Below are 1,966 nucleotides of genomic sequence, written 5' to 3' on the forward strand. Positions count from 1 at the left end.
CAGCAGGACTATCTCGACCTTGCCCTGATCGGCAAATCGACGGCGATCTTCGTCGGCGCGCTGTCGACGAACGGCACGACGGCCAACAAGGCTCAGCTTGCATGGTATTCCGACTACGCCGGTACCAATACGCAGGTGCAGAGCCATTTCCTGGTGGTCGGCGTCGAAGGCGACAAGACCGGTCTTTACGGAACGTCCTTCGCCGCGCCGATCATCTCGGGCTACGCCGCGATCATCGGCAGCAAGTTCACCAAGGCGACGCCGGTTCAGATCACCAACGACCTGCTCAACACGGCCCGCACCGACACGCTGGCCAACTACGACCCGTCCATCTACGGCAAGGGCGAGGCAAGTCTCTCGCGGGCGCTGGCTCCCGTGGCGATACGCTGACAGGTCGCGCCGGTCGCCCCGGCGGACTAGCGCCAGTCGCCCGACGGACTAAGGCTCCAGGGCCTGCGCGGCGCGTTCCATGAGCGCGCCGCGTTCCAAGGTGAAGCCCGACCCGACCCATTCCCTTTCGAGATTCTTCAGCGTCGCGCCAAGCTTCGGCCCCGGCGACGCCCCAAGTTCGGTCAGGTCGGCGCCCTTGATCGGAAACACCGGTTTTGTCCATTTCAGCGTGAAGTTGAGCAGGCGTGAAAGGCCGCCGGCCTCCATCATCGCCTGGTTGTCTTCCACGGCACGCGTCCGCGCGGCGGCAAGCGCCAGCCGGATACGGTCGAGATAGCCGTCGCGATCGCCGTAGTAGAGCTTCTTGGCCAGTTCGGTCTCGGTCATCTTCGCGTCCGGGGCGATGGTCAGCGCCCAGTGCCGCAGGCGAGCGGCCTCGTCATTCGAAAGCCGCAGCCGCTCGCCAAGCGTCTTCATGCGCGCGACATCGGGCGGGACGATTGCCTCGAGCCGCAGCATCGGATCGTCGATCCAGCCGAGATCCTTCCCGGTCCTGGCCAGCCCGTGGATGGCATCGATGCCCCATTTCTCGCTTTCCGGCAGCACGGCGGTCAGCACGCCGGCCTGGCGCATCCAGAGCAGAGCGCGCGAAGGGTCCGGAGCCGACAGCAGCTTCTTCAGTTCGGACCAGACGCGTTCGGCAGAAAGCTGGGCAAGCCCCTCCTTCAGCCTGGCGCAGGCCTTCAGGCCTTCGGCATCGGGCCGGCCGTCGCCATACCAGGCGAAGAAGCGGAAAAACCGCAGGATGCGCAGATAATCCTCGCGGATGCGTGCCTCCGCGTCGCCGATGAAACGCAGCCGCCGCGCCTCGATATCGGCAATGCCGCCGACAAGATCGACGACCGTGCCGTCGGCTTCGGCATAGAGCGCGTTCATCGTGAAATCGCGCCGCTCGGCATCAAGCTTCCAGTCGCGCCCGAAAGTCACTTTCGCCCGGCGGCCGTCGGTCTCGACATCAGCGCGCAGTGTGGTTACTTCATAGGGCTTGCCACCCGCAATCACGGTGATGGTGCCGTGTTCGATCCCTGTCGGCGCCGTCTTGAAGCCGGCCGCCTCCGCGCGCCGGATGGTCTCTTCGGGCAGTGTCGTCGCGGCGATGTCGATGTCGGCCACCGGTTGGCCAAGCAGCGCATTGCGAACCGCGCCGCCGGCGACACGCGCTTCCTCGCCGCCCTGCTTCAGCGCGGCCAGCAATTGCTGCAGGGCCTTGTCGCCAAGCCAACCGGCCTGGCCCGAGAGGGACAGCTCGACGCTCACGCATAAAGCCTTTCATACAGCGTGCGGATGATGCCGGCGGTGACGCCCCAGATTCGCTGGTCGCCATAGGGCATATCGTAGAAAAACCATTCGAGATCGTTCCACATGCGGCTGTCGCGCGTGTGGTTGGCCGGGTCCATCAGGAAACTCAGGGGAACCTCGAAGGCGGCGTCGACTTCGTCGGCATTGAGCGTCAGCGAAAAGCCCGGACGTACGACGGCGAGCACCGGCACAATGCGGTAACCGCTGCCCGACACAT

General features: G+C 65.3%; 3 protein-coding genes. 1 reads left to right on the forward strand and 2 read right to left on the reverse strand.

Going from position 1 to position 1,966, the window contains the following annotated elements:
- Positions 1-390, forward strand: a 390-nt coding sequence (locus EOA28_RS34205; RefSeq protein WP_148671050.1) for a S8 family serine peptidase, incomplete at its 5' end; no start/stop codon positions are given.
- A gap of 48 nt (positions 391-438) precedes the next feature.
- Here EOA28_RS34205 and EOA28_RS34210 read toward each other — a convergent pair.
- Positions 439-1,707 (reverse strand): CCA tRNA nucleotidyltransferase, encoded by a 1,269-nt coding sequence (locus EOA28_RS34210; RefSeq protein WP_127251098.1) that lies wholly within the window; start codon positions 1,705-1,707, stop codon positions 439-441.
- Positions 1,704-1,966 (reverse strand): CoA pyrophosphatase (locus EOA28_RS34215; protein ID WP_148671051.1); only part of this gene is annotated, 263 nt, incomplete at its 5' end. The genes EOA28_RS34210 and EOA28_RS34215, both read right to left, overlap by 4 nt.

This window comes from Mesorhizobium sp. M2A.F.Ca.ET.067.02.1.1 (genome assembly GCF_004023285.1).
GTDB lineage: Bacteria > Pseudomonadota > Alphaproteobacteria > Rhizobiales > Rhizobiaceae > Mesorhizobium.